Origin of the sequence: Micromonospora sp. NPDC049048, from assembly GCF_043197615.1 — a bacterium.
Lineage (GTDB): Bacteria > Actinomycetota > Actinomycetes > Mycobacteriales > Micromonosporaceae > Micromonospora.
In genome coordinates, this window is the sequence record NZ_JBICTM010000009.1 from 285,421 (window position 1) to 297,836 (window position 12,416).

General features: G+C 72.7%; 8 protein-coding genes. 4 read left to right on the forward strand and 4 right to left on the reverse strand.

Annotated elements, in window-relative coordinates; all coding sequences use genetic code 11:
• The first annotated feature begins 31 nt into the window (after nt 1-31).
• Nucleotides 32-793, forward strand: coding sequence for a YqjF family protein (locus ACGFIG_RS26505; RefSeq protein WP_393007297.1), 762 nt, complete (start codon nt 32-34; stop codon nt 791-793).
• Here ACGFIG_RS26505 and ACGFIG_RS26510 read toward each other — a convergent pair.
• Nucleotides 785-1,276 (reverse strand): winged helix-turn-helix domain-containing protein, encoded by a 492-nt coding sequence (locus ACGFIG_RS26510; RefSeq protein WP_393007298.1) that lies wholly within the window; start codon nt 1,274-1,276, stop codon nt 785-787. The genes ACGFIG_RS26505 and ACGFIG_RS26510 overlap by 9 nt on opposite strands.
• A gap of 355 nt (nt 1,277-1,631) precedes the next feature.
• Between ACGFIG_RS26510 and ACGFIG_RS26515 the strand changes: the two genes are divergently transcribed.
• Nucleotides 1,632-6,014, forward strand: coding sequence for a S8 family serine peptidase (locus ACGFIG_RS26515; RefSeq protein ID WP_393007300.1), 4,383 nt, complete (start codon nt 1,632-1,634; stop codon nt 6,012-6,014).
• 180 nt (nt 6,015-6,194) lie between these two features.
• Here ACGFIG_RS26515 and ACGFIG_RS26520 read toward each other — a convergent pair whose 3' ends face one another.
• From ACGFIG_RS26520 to ACGFIG_RS26530, 3 genes are all read right to left on the reverse strand, one after another.
• A complete protein-coding gene (locus ACGFIG_RS26520; protein WP_393007302.1) occupies nt 6,195-6,704 on the reverse strand; it encodes a winged helix-turn-helix domain-containing protein in 510 nt (169 codons plus the stop codon).
• Between the two features lie 483 nt (nt 6,705-7,187).
• Complete coding sequence (locus ACGFIG_RS26525) at nt 7,188-8,993, reverse strand: serine hydrolase (protein ID WP_393007304.1); 1,806 nt, start codon at nt 8,991-8,993, stop codon at nt 7,188-7,190.
• Between the two features lie 13 nt (nt 8,994-9,006).
• Entirely contained in the window at nt 9,007-10,827 is a 1,821-nt protein-coding gene (locus tag ACGFIG_RS26530; protein ID WP_393007306.1) for a glycoside hydrolase family 3 protein, read from the reverse strand.
• A 225-nt stretch (nt 10,828-11,052) separates the two neighbouring features.
• Here ACGFIG_RS26530 and ACGFIG_RS26535 point away from each other — a divergent pair, with 225 nt between their 5' ends.
• Together ACGFIG_RS26535 and ACGFIG_RS26540 are read left to right on the forward strand one after the other, a co-directional pair.
• On the forward strand, nt 11,053-11,634 hold the full coding sequence (locus tag ACGFIG_RS26535) for an RNA polymerase sigma factor (RefSeq protein WP_393007308.1): 582 nt from the start codon (nt 11,053-11,055) through the stop codon (nt 11,632-11,634).
• Nucleotides 11,627-12,346 (forward strand): hypothetical protein, encoded by a 720-nt coding sequence (locus ACGFIG_RS26540; RefSeq protein WP_393007310.1) that lies wholly within the window; start codon nt 11,627-11,629, stop codon nt 12,344-12,346. Before ACGFIG_RS26535 ends, ACGFIG_RS26540 begins: the two co-directional genes overlap by 8 nt.
• The last annotated feature ends 70 nt before the right edge of the window (nt 12,347-12,416 follow it).

The following is a 12,416-nucleotide window of genomic DNA, read 5'->3' on the forward strand; positions in this document are numbered from 1 at the left end:
GCGTCGTGCCGGCACCGGGCATGATGGGTACGTGGACACCGAGCCGGTCGAGGCCGCACCCGAGCAGGCGTTCCCACGGTCGATCCTGCGGCAGCGCTGGGACGACCTGACGTTCCTGCACTGGGCGGTGGAGCCGGCGGTCGTCGCCCCGCTGCTGCCCCCGGGAACCCGGCCCGACACCCTCGACGGGGTCAGCTACGTCGGCCTGATCGGCTTCCGGATGGTCGGGCTGGGTTTCGGTCGGGGCCCGGGGGTGCCGTACTTCGGCAGCTTCTGGGAGACCAACGTCCGGCTCTACTCGGTCGACGACACCGGCCGGCGCGCCGTGGTGTTCCGCTCGCTCGACGCGTCGCGGCTGGCCGCGGTGCTGGTGGCCCGGGCGACCCTGCGCCTGCCCTACATGTGGTCGAGGATGCGGCTGGAGCGCGACGGCGACCGTTACACCTACCGGTGCCGGCGTCGTTGGCCCGGCCCGGCCGGCGCGACCAGCCGGATGGTGGTGCGGGTGGGGGAGCCGATCGCCGACCCCACCCCGCTGGAACACTTCGTCACCGCCCGATGGGGGCTGCACACCCGGGCGTACGGGCGGACGCTGCACCTGCCGAACTGGCATCCCCGCTGGCCGCTGCACCGGGCGGAACTGGTGCACCTGGACGACGAACTGGTGGCGGCCGCCGGGCTGCCGGCGCCCGACGGGGCACCGGTCAGCGTGCTGTACTCCCCGGGCGTCCCGGTCCGGTTCGGCCCACCGGTCACGCGCGGTCGGGCTGCCCAATTCAGGCAGTCATCCTGATCCGCCGACCCTCGGCCGCTGGTGGTCGGTCAGCCGGAACCCGACGCCGCGTACCGCGTCGATGGCCACCCCGGTGCCGAGTTCGTGCAGCTTGCGGCGCAGCCGCTTGACCAGGGACTGCACGTCGGCCCTGCGTTCGCGCCCCTCGTCCCGCCAGACCGAGCGGTGCAGCTCGGCGTAGCTCCACGCCCGGATCGGCTCGGTGGTCAGGCAGGCGAGCAGGTCGTGTTCGAGTCGCGTCAGAGCGACCTCGCGGCCCCGGCTGCGGGCTGTCGAACGGGCGGAGTCGATCAACAGTGCGTCGTCGTCGGCGACCGGCGTGCCGGCGGACGTCCGCGCGTCCGGCTCCGGGGCAGGCGGTGGCGGGGCCGCGATCAGCCTGCGCAGCTCGTCGAGGTCGGCGACCAGCAGCAGTGGCGCGACGCCCTCCAGCCGTTCCGCCAGTCGTATTCGCTCGGCCGGCGACGGCGTCACCGCGATCACCAGCGGAAACGGTTCTTCGGCCGGACCTGGACCGTCCGGCGCCGTGCTCTCGTCACGTGCCCCCACAGCACCCACCCGGAAACTATGGGCAGCCTCTGCCCATCTTCGTCATGGTCCTGACAGATGTTGGCAAGCTCCCCATTAGCCGGCCGACAGCTAGTGACAAATTGCTTACGGCAAGTTCTTGATCGTCCATTCTTGTCGATCATAGTGTCCAGACGGGCAGCCGGCGCGACCCGCGCGGTGCCTGGGGGGCATGTAGGGGTCGGATCCGGATCATCCAAACGGACCCGGGTCCCTGCACCCTCCACCATGGCTCGTTTCACTCTGGGTCGTTCTGGAGGAGGCACCACCGATGTTCACACGTCCACCCACGAGGCGCTTAGCCAGATCTCTGGTCAGCGCCGGCGCGGCGATCGTCCTCGCCGCGACGGGTCTGGCCGCGACCGGGGCAGGCGCACAGGCCGCCCCGTCCGACAAGATCCGGCCGGAGCTCACGAGCGCGCTCCAGGGCAAGACCGAGGGCGACTTCTGGATCCGCTTCAAGGACCGGGCGGACCTGAGCAAGGCCGCCGCGATCAAGGACTGGGACAAGCGCGGCACCGCCGTCGCCGAGGCGCTGAAGAAGACCGCCGCCGACAGCCAGTCCAAGATCCGGGCCGAGCTCGATGGCTCCGGAACGAAGTACGAGACCTTCTGGGCGACCAACGCGATCAAGGTCAGCGGCGGTTCCCTGACGATGGCGCAGAGCTTCGCCGCGCACGCCGAGGTCGAGGGCCTGTACGCCCCGGTCGCCTACGAGGTGCCCGAGGTCACCAAGGGCACCGACGAGAAGACGGTGAACGCCCTCGAGTGGGGCATCGCGAACATCAACGCCGACGACGTCTGGTCCCAGTACGGCGTCAAGGGCGCCGGCATCACCGTGGCGAACATCGACACCGGGGTCCAGTTCAACCACCCCGCGCTGGTGAACTCCTACCGGGGCAACAACGGCGACGGCACGTTCGACCACAACTACAACTGGTTCCGTGCCACCGGCTCCTGCGCCGCGCCCTGTGACACCAACGGGCACGGCACGCACACGATGGGCACGATGGCCGGCGCCGACGGTGCGAACCAGATCGGCGTGGCCCCCGAGGTGAAGTGGATCGCGGCGAACGGCTGCTGCCCCAGCGACGCCGCGCTGGTCACCTCCGGCCAGTGGATGCTCGAGCCGACGGACCTCAACGGCCAGAACCCGGACGCCAGCAAGCGGCCGAACATCATCAACAACTCGTGGGGAACCACGCTGCCCTCCAACGACCCGTTCATGGAGGACGTGACGCTGGCCTGGACCGCGTCCGGCATCTTCGGCGTCTGGTCGAACGGCAACAGCGGATCGGCGTGCCAGACCAGCGGCTCCCCGGGCAGCCTGGTCAGCAACTACTCCGCGGGCGCCTACGACGTCAACAACAACATCGCCAGCTTCTCGGCGCGCGGCGCCGGCCAGAACGGCGAGATCAAGCCCAACATCGCGGCGCCCGGCGTGAACGTCCGGTCGAGCATTCCGGGCAGCAGTTACGCCAGCTACAACGGCACCTCGATGGCCGCCCCGCACCTCGCGGGGGCGATCGCGCTGCTGTGGTCGGCCGCGCCGGCGCTCGTCGGTGACGTCACCGCCACCCGCGCGCTGCTGGACAACTCGGCGATCGACAAGGCCGACGCCCAGTGCGGCGGCACCGCCGACGACAACAACGTGTTCGGCGAGGGCCGGCTCGACGCGCTCGCGCTGCTCAGCAGCGCCCCGATCGGCGACACCGGCACGCTGGCCGGCAAGGTCACCGACGCGGCCACCGGCGCCCCGATCGCCGGTGCCACGGTGAGCCTGACCGGCGGGGCCGACCGCGAGCTGACCACCGGCGCGGACGGGACCTACTCGTCGCTGCTCCCGGTCGGCGACTACCAGGTCGCCGTGGCGGCGTTCGGCTACCAGGCGAAGACCACGCCGGCGGCGGTCGCCCGCAACGCGACCACGACGGTCGACGTGGCGCTGACGGCGGTGCCGAGCGTCACCGTCAGCGGAACCGTCACCGACGGCTCCGGGCACGGCTGGCCGCTCTACGCGAAGGTCACCGTGGAGGGTCAGTCGGGCGTGTCCGACTACACCACGCCCGCGAACGGCCGCTACAGCCTCAAGCTGCCGGCCGGCAGCACCTACAGCCTGAAGGTCGAGCCGCAGTACCCGGGCTACCAGACGGTGACCAAGCAGGTCGTCGTCGGCACGGGCAACGCCACGGCCAACGTGGCGGTGCCGGTGCAGACCAACGCCTGCACGACCGCGCCCGGCTACCGCTTCGGCTCGGACGGCGAGTACGAGACCTTCGACGGCAACACCGTGCCGGACGGTTGGTCCGTGGTGGACCACGCCGCGAGCGGCCAGGTCTGGAAGTTCACGGACGAGGGCGGCCGGGGCAACCTGACCGGCGGCACCGGCAACTTCGCGATCATCGACAGCGACGAGTACGGCTCCGGTGGTAAGCAGGACACCTCGCTCGTCAGCCCGGTCGTCGACCTGACCGGCGTCACGGCACCGGTCATCCGGTTCAACCAGGACTACAACTGGCTGGGCAGCGACCGTGCCGACGTCGACCTCAGCCTCGACGGCGGGACCACGTGGACCAACGTGCTCCGGCAGGCGGCCGACGTCCGTGGCCCGAAGGTGACCGAGATCGCCATCCCGCAGGCCGCGGGCCAGGCCCAGGCGCGGGTCCGGTTCCACTACTACGACGCCTCGTACGAGTGGTGGTGGTCGGTCGACAACGTCCTGATCGGCAGCCAGCTCACCTGCCAGCCGATCGACGGCGGCCTGGTGCTGGGCCACGTCCGCGACAAGAACAACAGCGGCTACGTCAACGGCGCCACCGTCACCAGCGACGACCGCCCGTCGGAGAAGGCCACCACCGTGGCGACCCCGGACGACACCGAGCTGGCGGACGGCTTCTACTGGCTGTTCTCGACGCTGACGGACACCCACCCGTTCACCGCCCGGGCCGGCAGCTACGTCAGCCAGAGCAAGTCGGTCGACGTCCAGGCCGACTGGGCGACCGCGGCGAACTTCCAGCTGGCCGCCGGCCGCCTGTCGGTCAAGCCGGCCCAGGTGACCGGCTCGGCCCGGATGCCCAGCGGCAAGGTCACCAAGTCGTTCACGGTGACCAACACCGGCGGGGCCCCGGTCTCCGTCGAGTTCAGTGAGCGGGCCGGCGGGTTCGAGCTGCTGCGGGCCGACGGGTCCCGGCTGAGCAAGCAGGAGGTGCTCGGCTCCCAGGGCGCGCCGGTGCAGCGGCTCGAGGTCCCGACCTCGTTCGCGGCGAAGAGCTCCGGCATGTCGACGACGGCGGCGTCGCCCGCGGTCGGGCCGCAGGCCGCGCCGTGGACCGACATCGCCAACTACCCGGCCGTGGTGATGGACAACCGGGTGGTCAACCTGGGCGGCAAGGTGTACTCCATCGCGGGTGGCACCGGCTCGGCGTCCTCGGCGAAGAACTACGCCTACGACCCGGTCGCCCAGACCTGGACGGCGATCGCCGATCTGCCCGGTGCGCGTACCGCCATGACGGTGGGCGTCGTGGACGGCAAGATCATCGCGACTGGCGGTTGGGCGGCGGCCGGCCCGGACGGCACCACCTGGTCGTACGACCCGGCGGCCAACACCTGGACGGAGAAGGCCGACAACCCGGCGCCGCGCTCGGCGGCGGGCCAGGCGGTCGCGGGCGGCAAGCTGTACGCCGTCGGCGGCTGCACGACGTCGTCCTGCACGCCGATGTCGAACGACGTCGTGCGCTACGACCCGGCCAACGACAGCTGGGAGACCCTGGCCGACTACCCGAAGTCGGTGGCCTTCCTCTCCTGTGGCGGGATCGACGGCATCGTCTACTGCACCGGAGGCAACGACGGCTCCGCGTCGCAGAAGGCGAGCTACGCCTACGACCCGGGTGCCAACAGCTGGACGGCCATCGCCGACGCGCCGGCCGACAACTGGGGCAGCTCGTTCGCCGTGGCCAACGGCAAGTTCCTGGTCGTCGGCGGCTCGCAGGGCGGTGCCATCACCAACGTCGGCTTCGCCTACGACCCGGCCACGGCCTCGTGGTCGAGCCTGCCGAACGCCAACACCGCCCGCTACCGTGGCGGCGCGGCGTGCGGCTTCTACAAGGTCGGCGGCTCCTCCAGCGGCTTCACCGCGACGCGGGACAGCGAGGCGCTGCCCGGCTTCGAGGAGTGCGCCGCCAGCAGCGCCGACGTCAGCTGGATGACGATCGACAAGACGTCGGCCACCCTGGCGCCGGGCGAGGCCGTCACGGTCAACGTCGCCATGTCGGCGAACGTGGACCAGCCCGGCACCTACACCGCCTCGGTCGCCATCAAGGAGAACACCCCGTACACGGTCGAGCCGGTCGCGGTCACGCTGAACGTGCTGCAGCCGACGACCTGGGGCAAGCTGATGGGTACGGTCACCGGGACGAGCTGCCAGGGTGCCAGCTCGCCGATCGCCGGTGCCATCGTCCAGGTCGACTCGTGGGCGATGTCCTGGACGTTCGCCACGGACGCCGAGGGCAAGTACGCCTACTGGATGGACCGGCGGAACAACCCCTTGACGATGATCGTCGCCAAGGACAACTGGAAGCCCCAGACCCGCCAGACGAAGATCAACACCGCCACCCCCACGGTGGAGGACTTCGCGTTGTCCCCCGTCCGCTGCTGACACCCGTCAGCTGACAGCTCCGGCCCGCCTGGTCCACGACCAGGCGGGCCGGACCGCGTCCGGGCCCCGCGGGCGCGCTGCTCGGGAAGCGGCGCTCAGGAAACGGCGCTCGGGGAAACGGTGCTCGGGAAGCGGTGCTCAGGTCGCGGTGCTGACGTCGCGGTGCTCGGGAGGCGGTGCTCAGATCGGGGCGAGGCGGAAGCCGACCCCGCGGACCGCGTGGATCGTCGCCGAGGCGTCCAGCCGGGCCAGCTTGTGCCGTACCCGGCGGACCACCGAGTGCATGTCGGAGCCGCGCCCGAGATGCACGTTGCCCCAGACCTCGAGGTGCAGCCGTTCGTAGGTCCACACCTGCCCCGGGGCGCCGACGAGGCACCGCAGGAAGTCGTGCTCGAGCCGGGTCAACGCGACCTCGCGGTCCCGCCAGCGCAGCACCCGCCGGTCCGAGTCGACGCGCAGGCCGGTCGGCGGCGGTGTCACGGCGCGCTCCACGGATTCCGCCGTCGCGCCGAGCGCGGGCGCGGCCGGCGGCGCGGCGTGGGGTGTCCCCGCCACCCCGAGGAACGTGCGCGCCTGATCGACGCTCGAGACGATCAGAAACGCCTCGGTGCCGCCGAGCAGCCCTGCGAGCTGCCTGCGTGCGGCCGGCGAGGAGGCGATGCCGATGGCCAAGGGAGCCACCCCCCTCATTCCCACCCCTTCCTGTTCCCACCCACCCGGGAGACGAGTTCCGTCACGACGCCCATCGATCGGCGCCCTGACCCTAGTGGTGGCTCGTCTCGCTCCGGTTAAGATCAGTGACACGTTGTCGACCATGAATTGCTTGCGTTCGGTGGGGCCGGTCGGGGTGTGACCGTTCGGGCTGACTGGCCCCGTCCACCCGGATGTGTCCTCTTCCGACCGTCGCGGGTCGACGGCCGACGATGCGGGGCCTGCGCGGTCCGCCGCCGCGCGTCAGACCTGGTGCGCCGTCACACCTGAACGCCCGCCGGTGATCCGGGTCGCGGGGCGTCCGGATCCACCGCCGCGACCCGCGCCCCCGAACCCGCGGCCGACCAGCAGCGCGGCCCGCCGTGGCTCTGCCGGTGGGTGGCCCCGGCGGCCCGGCTCCGGGTCGCCGCCGGGCGGTCGCCCGGGCCGGCCACCGGACCGGGACCGGAGCACGTCGAGATGTCAGGCACGGGCGGGCGACCAGCCGACGGGAACGAGCCGGGTGGCGTCGGCGCCCTCGCCCTGGAAGAGCGAGCCGTGCCGGTCCCACGCCACGATCCGGTCGACGTAGACGCCCCGGCCCCGGCTGGAGGCGTCGGTGGTGCTGCTGAAGCGCAGGTGGGTGGCGCCGTCGGGCAACTCGACCGAGGCCTGCCACCAGACCCGGCCGCCGTAGCCGGTGACCGTGCCGTCGCTGGTCCAGCGCCGGTCGGCGTGGCGCAGCAGCATCCGTGCCGTGGCCCAGGTCGCACCCCCGTCGGTGGAGACCTCGAACCGGGCGCTGTCGTAGCGGGGCTCGGTGTCGTACCAGAGCAGGAAGGTGGCCGTGCCGCCGTGGGCCGCGTGGCGCAGCGGGGCGGTGAGAGTGAGCGCCGCGCTGTCGCGCGGGTCGGCGCGCCAGGCCTCGCGGGAGCGGGGCCGTACCGGCATCGCCTCGGCGAGGTCGCGCGCGACGGCGCGGCGGGCGACGTTGTTGCTGCCCCAGCCACGGTCGGGATGCACCCGGTTGCTGAGCAGGATGACGAACGAGTGGGAGAGCGGGTCGACCACGATCGACGTCCCCGTGAAGCCGGTGTGCCCGAACGCCACCGGGGAGGAGAGCCCGGCCATGTACCAGTGCTTGTCCAGTTCGAAGCCCAGCCCGCGATCGCTCTCGGGGTAGGCCTGCTCCAGCGGGGCGTTGTGGTTGACCAGCATCGCGCGCACCGTCTCGGGGCGCAGGACCCGTCGCCCGCGGTACTCGCCGCCGTTGAGCAGCGCCTGGCAGAGCACGGCCAGGTCCGCGGCGGTGGAGAACACCCCCGCGTGCCCGGCCACGCCGCCGAGCGACCACGCGTTCTCGTCGTGCACCTCGCCGTGGACCATGCCCCGCCCGGCGTACGGCTGGTACTCGGTCGCGGCGATCCGGGACCGTCGCTGCGGTCCCGGGTTGTAGCCGGTGTCGGCCATGCCCAGCGGCGTGGTGACGCCCTCCGCGACGAGCGTGTCCAGCGGCCGGTCGGCCACCCGCTCGACCAGCACGCCCAGCGCGATCAGCCCGAGGTCGGAGTAGACGTAGCGGGTACCGGGCTCGACCCCGGGGGTGAGCGGCGTGGCGAGCGCGGCGGCGAACCGCTGCGCCGGCGTCGGGTACCGGCTCCACAGGGGCGTGAACGCGGGCAGCCCCGAGGTGTGGGTGAGCAGCATCCGTACGGTGACCGCCTCCTTGCCGCCGGCCGCGAACTCCGGAACGTACCGGGCGACCGGCGCGTCGAGGTCCACCCGCCCCCGCTCGACCTGCTGCATGGTCACGACGGCGGTGAACAGCTTCGACACCGACGCCAGGTCGAAGATGGTGTCGGGGCGCGCCGGGATCTGCTCGTCGGCGGGGAGTTCGACCCCCACCAGCCCGGGCGGCGGCCCGACGGCGGCGTACTTGACCGCGGAGCCCACGGCGGCGTGCTGGACGACCACGCCGTCCTTCGCGGCCAGGACCACGGCGCCGGCGTACGCGGGATACCCGGGGTGGTCCGGTGTCGGTTCGAGGTACGCCGCCAGGTCGGCGGGCATGCGGTCCACGTGTTCGGGCAGCAGGCCGACCTCGCGGGCGTGCCCGGGGCGCAACGTGTCGTGCCGGAAGTGGATGTCGGCGGGGGTGACGACCGGCGGCGCCGGATCGGCCGGGGGCGGCGCGGCCCCGGCTCCCGTGGCCGGAAGGGTCGCGCCCAGGACGGCCACGGCCAGGCCGAGCGCCAGCGGGCGGAGCGTGGGTGGGCACAGCGACGACATCGTGGGTTGCCTCCTACCAGCTCGTGCCGTGGCCGTAGGGGTGAAGCACGGTGCCCGAGCCGTCGGCCGTGGGGATCGTGACGGGCAGCCGTCCACGGGGGGACAGCTCGCCGTGCAGCGCACGGACGAGGGCGTTCATCGCCGCCCGCGTGTACGAGTAGGTCGCCAGGTAGGTGCTCACGCCCGGCAGGTACGCGACGTCGTAGGGATCGCGTACCGCGACCACCACCACGGGCCTGCCGGTGGCGAGCAGCGCGGCGACGAGACGCTGCTGGGTGCCGCGTGGATCGGTGACGGTCGTGTCCCACGCCTTGTTGGTCAGCACGACGGTGAGATCGTGCTCGGCGGCCAGCGCCGCCGTCGCGGCGATGGTCTGGTCCGACGGCAGGGTCGCGGGCCGGGGGGTGGCCCGGGCGCCGCGGGCGGCGAATCCCTCGGCGACGGTCCTGACCGGGGCGAAGGCGGCGCTGTCCCAGCCGGTGACCAGCACCGACCGTTGCCCGGGGGCCAGTGGCAGCAGGCCCGCGTCGTTGCGGACCGCGGTGAGCGTCGGGTCGGTGACCCGGGCCACGGCGGCGAGGTGCGCGGGCGCGCCGACCGTGCGTACGGCCTGCTCGACGTCGACCAGCGGCGACCCGGCCAGCCCCTGCCGGTACTTCATGGCGAGGATGCGCCGGACCGACTCGTCGATGCGCCGCTCGGTCAGCTCGCCGGTGGCGACGGCCCGCAGCACCGCGTCGCGGGCCAGCCGCAGGTCGGGCGGCATCAGCAGCTGGTCGGCGCCGGCCTTGAGCGCCAGCACGGGCACCCGCTCGTCGCCGTACCTGCGTCGCACGCCGGCCATGTTCAGCGCGTCGGTGACGATGACGCCTTGGAAGCCGAACTCGCCGCGCAGCACGCCGGTGAGGATCGTCGGCGACAGCGTGGCCGGGTCGCCGGAGGGGTCGAGCGCGGGTACCACGATGTGCGCCGTCATGATCGACTCGACGCCGGCGCTGATCGCCTTTCGGAACGGCGGGGCGTCGATGCGGTCCCACTCCTGCCGGCTGTGGTCGATGACCGGCAGGTCGGTGTGGCTGTCGGTGGCCGTGTCGCCGTGGCCGGGGAAGTGCTTCGCGACGGCGGTCACGCCGGCGGCGTCCTGGAAGCCGGCGACCTGGGCGGCGGTCAGGTCGGCCACCAGGGTCGGGTCGGCGCCGAAGGACCGTACGCCGATCACCGGATTGCCGGGGTCGACGTTGACGTCGGCGATCGGCGCGTACGGCTGGTGGATGCCGACCGCGCGCAGTTCGCGCCCGGTGATCTCCGCGGCCTCGCGCGCGGCCCGGGGCGACCGCCCGGCGCCCAGGGCCATCGACCCGGGGAACTGCGCGGCGGGGGCGGGCATCCGCAGCACCACGCCCTGCTCCTGGTCGGTGGAGATGAGCAGGGGAACCCGCCCCTTCGCACCGTCGCCGACGGCGGCCCGCTGCAACCCGTTGGACAGGGTGGCGATCTGGCGCGGGCTGTCGAGATTGTGCGACCACGAGAAGTAGCAGACGCCACCGAGGTGGAACTGGTCGACGACCTCTGCCGGCGTCTCGACCCCGAAGGCCGCGCGGTTGGCGGCGCGGTCGGCGGCCGAGGGGCCGGTGGCGTCGTTGCCGTAGACGTAGGTGGCGAAGAGCTGGCCGACCTTCTGGGCCAGGCTCATGTGCCGCAGCGTGGAGGTGACCCAGCCGTGTTCACCGGCTGGCGGGCGCGGGGGCTCGGCGGCGGCCGGGACGGATGGCGGGGCGAGGGTGGCCGACAGGGTGGCCACCAGGACGGTCACGGTTGCGAGTCGGGCCTTCATCGACGACGACCTCTCAGTCCGGATGGCTGAAACTTAGCTACACATCGATGAATCGTCAAGAAGGTTTGCTACAGGCGTGCGAGGGCCGCCGACCGTTCCGTCGTGGCCGACTCCGCTGGCACCGCCGACCTGTACCGGCGCGATCCGGCCGGGTCGCGGGAGGATGCCGACCGGATGCGGAATTGCCCTCGGCGGCACCGGAACCCGCGGGGCGCGGGCGGTGTCATGAATGCGTCCCCACCGGAGGTACCCCTGAACGACGAAGAGTTGGTCACCCGCGTCCGGGCGGGCGACCTGACGGCGTACGAGGTCCTGGTCGCCCGGCACACCGCGTCCGCGTACCGGACGGCGGTGCTGCTCGGCGCGGGTCCGGACGCGGAGGACGTCATGCAGGAGGCGTTCGTGAAGGGCCATCGCAAGATCTCCCGCTACCGGGGAGAGTCCTCGTTCCGGTCCTGGCTGCTGGCGATCGTGGCCAACGAGACCCGCAACCTGCACCGCTCGCGCAGCCGACGCGACGGACTCGCCCTGCGTGCCGCCGTGGCGGACCCGCGTACGGAGGCCGGCGCGGACATCGCCGTCGAGACCGTCCTCGCCGGGGAACGCCGTACCGCCCTGGTGCGGGCCCTGCGGCTGCTGCCGGTGCGCGACCGCGAGGTGATCGTGTGCCGGTTCTTCCTCGACCTCAGTGAGGACGAGACCGTGGCCGTGCTGGGCTGGAAGCGCGGCACGGTGAAGTCGCGGACCTCCCGCGCCCTGGCGAAGCTGCGCGGCCTGCTCGACGTCGCGGAGGTGCGCCATGGATGACCTCGAACGCGAACTGCGCGAACTCTCCGCGTGGCTGCGCACGCCCGACCCGCCCGACGTGACCGCCCGCGTACGCGCCCGGCTCGCCGCACCCGCGCCGCGGCGCCGCCGGTGGCGTCTCTTCCTCGCCGCGGCGCTCACCGCCGTGGTCGTCGCGGTGCTGCCACCGGGCCGGGCCGCCCTCGCCGACGCCGCAGCCGGGCTGCTGCGCTTCGCCGGGATCGCGATCGTCACCACGCCCGCGCCGGTGTCGCCCACCGGTACCCCGTCGCCGTTGCCGTCGCAGCGGCCCGCTGCCGTGAGCGAGGCGCAGCGGAAGGTGCGCTTCCCGATCCGCGTGCCGGCGAAGCTGGGCCCGCCCGAGCAGGTGTTCGTCGCCGACCCGGACGCTACGGGCGCCCACCGGGTGGCGACTCTGCTCTATCGCGGGGGAGCACTGCGCATCGACGCCTTCGACGGCCGTCTCGACCTCGCCTTCCACAAGGGGACCAGCGCGACGGGAGTCAGCTGGGTCCAGGTGGACGGCGAATTCGGCGTCTGGGTCGAGGCCCCGCACGAGGTGGCCTACGTGGACCGCGCCGGCGCCGTCCGGGTGGAGACCGCGCGGCTCGCCGCGTCGACCCTGATCTGGCAGATGGGCGGCGTGAGCTACCGGATCGAGGGCGACCTGACCCGGCCCGAGGCGATCGAGATCGCCCGGTCACTGCGCTGAGGCGGTGCCCACCGCGCCGGGCGCGCACCGCCAGTCGTCGCGCTGCACCCCGGCGGGTCCGGTCGGGAAC

Excerpts from the sequence above, each read along its gene's own strand:
- ACGFIG_RS26515 (WP_393007300.1), top strand. The coding sequence starts at position 1,632 with ATGTTCACACGTCCACCCACGAGGCGCTTAGCCAGATCTCTGGTCAGC.
- ACGFIG_RS26520 (WP_393007302.1), bottom strand. The coding sequence starts at position 6,704 with ATGAGGGGGGTGGCTCCCTTGGCCATCGGCATCGCCTCCTCGCCGGCC.
- ACGFIG_RS26525 (WP_393007304.1), bottom strand. The coding sequence starts at position 8,993 with ATGTCGTCGCTGTGCCCACCCACGCTCCGCCCGCTGGCGCTCGGCCTG.
- ACGFIG_RS26540 (WP_393007310.1), top strand. The coding sequence starts at position 11,627 with ATGGATGACCTCGAACGCGAACTGCGCGAACTCTCCGCGTGGCTGCGC.
- ACGFIG_RS26535 (WP_393007308.1), top strand. The coding sequence starts at position 11,053 with ATGAATGCGTCCCCACCGGAGGTACCCCTGAACGACGAAGAGTTGGTC.
- ACGFIG_RS26530 (WP_393007306.1), bottom strand. The coding sequence starts at position 10,827 with ATGAAGGCCCGACTCGCAACCGTGACCGTCCTGGTGGCCACCCTGTCG.